At 39.2% G+C, this 3323-nt stretch carries 1 protein-coding gene and 1 pseudogene; both read left to right on the top strand.

Annotation, left to right across the window (positions count from 1 at the left end; genetic code table 11):
• Positions 1 to 372 (top strand): annotated as a pseudogene (locus tag AC1DND_RS23550) (glucose/galactose MFS transporter); the annotation flags it as partial.
• Positions 373 to 479: 107 nt separating this feature from the next.
• A partial coding sequence (locus AC1DND_RS23545; protein WP_477585019.1) for a glycosyl hydrolase occupies positions 480 to 3323 on the top strand: 2844 nt, incomplete at its 3' end.

Below are 3323 nucleotides of genomic sequence, written 5' to 3'. Positions count from 1 at the left end.
GCGCTCTTACAGTTCATATCTTCAAATAAATTGCTTGTGATTTATGCAATTATATCAATAATCTTGTGTTTGGTTGCCATTTTAGGACAAGGTTCTTATGTAGTTTATGCTTTAGGTGCTGTCGGATTCTTTATGTCGATTATGTTTCCAACCATTTTCGCGTTAGGAATCGAGGGTATAGGTGATGATACTAAACCAGGCTCTTCATGGTTGATCATGTCGATTGTAGGTGGCGCAATTTTACCATTCGGAATGGGAAGTTTAATCGATATGTATGGAGATAATATTCAGATCGGCTACAGTATTCCGCTGGTATGTTTCCTGGTGATTCTTTATTTCGGCTTGCGAGGATATAAAATCGCACACAAATAAATATAAGTCCGTCATTTCGAGGAGGAACGACGTAGCAATCTATTCTCGAATAAAGATTGTTGAGCGGGTTGAAAGTCACCTTTGGTATTTACAAGAAAATAAAAAAAATGAAATTTAGGTTTAGCAAGATTTTTATATTCATTCTGTTGTTTTGCTTTGGCTTTTCAACAAGCCTTTTTGCGCAACAGAACGAAAGTGCAAAACCTTGGGTATTTTGGTATTGGGTTAAAGGTGCGGTTTCAAAAGCCGGCATCACCGCCGATCTGGAAGCCATGAAATCAAACGGCATCGCGGGTGCTTATTTAATGAGCATTCAGGGGCCTGATAAAGTACCAGTTTATTCGCCGCCTGCCGTTCAACTAACACCCGAATGGTGGAAAATGGTTGAGTTTGCAATGAGTGAGGCGAAACGGTTGGATCTGAAATTAGGCATGCATGTGAGCGATGGTTTCGCGTTGGCAGGTGGCCCATGGATAACACCTGAATTTTCGATGCAGAAAGTAGTTTGGTCAAAAATAAATATCAGTAATACAGTTACTAAGATCAATTTACCTCAACCAGAATCAAAAGAAAATTATTATAAAGATATTGCCGTTTACGCTTACCCCTCACCAATTGGTGAAAGCATTTCAACAAGAACGGTTGCCCCAAAAATTACAGCCAGCAATGGTGCTGATGCCACTGGTCTCGTTCAGCCAGGGAATAAGAAAAACTTTGGTTCAAATGAACCATGTTATATTCAGTACGAATTTGAAAAACCTTTCACCTGCCGAACGATAAGCATTAAAATCAGCGGCAATAACTATCAGGCACAACGCTTGGCTATTGAGGTAAGTGATGATGGTAAAAATTTCCGATCAATAGGTAGGTTGGAAGCGCCCCGCCATGGCTGGCAAGACACAGATGAAGATGTTACCCATTCCATTGTACCTACCACCGCTAAGTTTTTTAGGTTTATTTATGATAAAAAGGGATCAGAACCAGGTTCAGAGGATTTAGATGCAGCCAAATGGAAGCCATCATTAAAGCTCGTAAATCTCGAATTATCTTCCGAAGCACAGCTCAATCAGTTCGAAGGCAAAAATGGTTCAGTTTGGCGGGTAAGTAAGAGAAGCACAGAAGCAGAAATTGCAAAAAAACTTTGTGTGCCGTTAAATAAAATTATTAACCTAACAAATAAATTAAATCCAGATGGAACCTTAAACTGGAAAGCGCCGAAAGGAAACTGGACAATTTTACGGATCGGGCATGCCTCAACAGGGCATACCAACGCAACAGGTGGTGGTGGAAAAGGATTGGAATGTGATAAATTTAATCCAGAAGCCGTAAAATTACAGTTCAAGAATTGGTATGGCGAAGCCTTAAAACATGGTGGACCAGATATAGCCAAAAAAGTTCTAAGCGTTTTCCATGTAGATAGTTGGGAATGTGGCAGCCAGAATTGGTCGCCAGTATTTAAAGCAGAATTTTTAAAGCGTAGAGGTTACGATTTAACGCCTTATTTACCCATCATGACCGGATTACCCGTAGAGAATGTGTCCGTGTCCGAAAATTTCCTTTACGATGTTAGAAAAACGATTTCGGAATTGGTTGTAGATCAGTTTTATAAAACGCTTGCGAAACTGGCAAAGGATCAAGGCGTAACTTTTACGGCCGAAAGTATTGCACCAACGATGATGAGTGACGGATTGATGCATTACAAAACGGTTGACATTCCCATGGGCGAATTTTGGTTAAACAGCCCAACCCATGATAAGCCAAATGATATGTTGGATGCCATTTCTGGCGCACATATTTATGGTAAAAACATCATCCAGGCCGAAGCTTTTACAACAGTCAGAATGGACTGGAACGAAAGTCCAGCCAATATGAAAACCTTACAGGATCGTAATTATGCTTTAGGGGTCAATAAACTGGTGTATCACGTTTTTACACATAATCCCTGGACAGACCGGAAACCTGGAATGACCTTAGATGGTGTTGGCCTTTATTTCCAACGCGATCAAACCTGGTGGAAGGCTGGTAAAGCATGGATAGATTATGCAGAAAGAACGCAAAGCTTGTTACAGCAAGGCAAACCTGTTGTAGATATCGCCGTTTTTACTGGTGAAGAATTACCACGCCGTTCTGTTTTACCAGATAGGCTGGTAGAAACCTTGCCCGGTATTTTTGGTGAAGATGTAGTGGAAGCTGAAAAGAAACGCCTCGCAAATATTCGTGAACCTTTAAGGCAAATGCCAGCCGGTGTAACACATTCAGCAAATATGGCAGATCCTGAAAATTGGGTAAATCCATTACGTGGATATGCTTATGATAGTTTTAATCCCGATGTATTGAGTACCGCAAGCGTTAAAGATGGCAATGTTGTTTTCGAAAGTGGTGCAACCTATAAAATTTTGGTATTTACCGGAAAATTAAAGATGAATCCAAATTATCAATACATCAGCTATCAAACGATTAAAAAACTTTTAGAATTGATTAAAGCTGGCGCAAAGGTAATTGTTGCTGATAAACCACGCTATCAAAATGGAATTAAACAAGTTAATCCAAATGAATTTAATAAAGTTGTAGAAGAAATTTGGGGAGGAAGTTTTAGTGTTATAGATTCATTTCCTAGTAGATTTGATGCGGTAATGACTAATACATTGTTCAAAAAAATTGGAAAAGGAAACATCTACAAGGCTCCAATTACTGACGATACATTTGAAGCAATGGGAGTAAGCCCAGATTTTTTTGCTTCAGAAAAAGATGTTCTCCCTGAAGGAACTTATGCTAAAAACGTAGGGTTTACCCATAGATCATCAAATAATAAGGAAATTTATTTTATTTCAAATCAAGAAAATAGGGAGCGCGTACTTGACTTAATTTTTAATCAACACAAGGTTTCGCCAGTCATTTATGATGCAGTTACGAATGAATATATGCAACCAAAGCATTGGTCAGGAAATCCT

It is taken from the genome of Pedobacter sp. 01N416 (genome assembly GCF_056399685.1).
The sequence above is the reverse complement of the archived record's forward strand: the minus strand, read 5'-3'. Positions and strand labels throughout refer to the sequence as shown.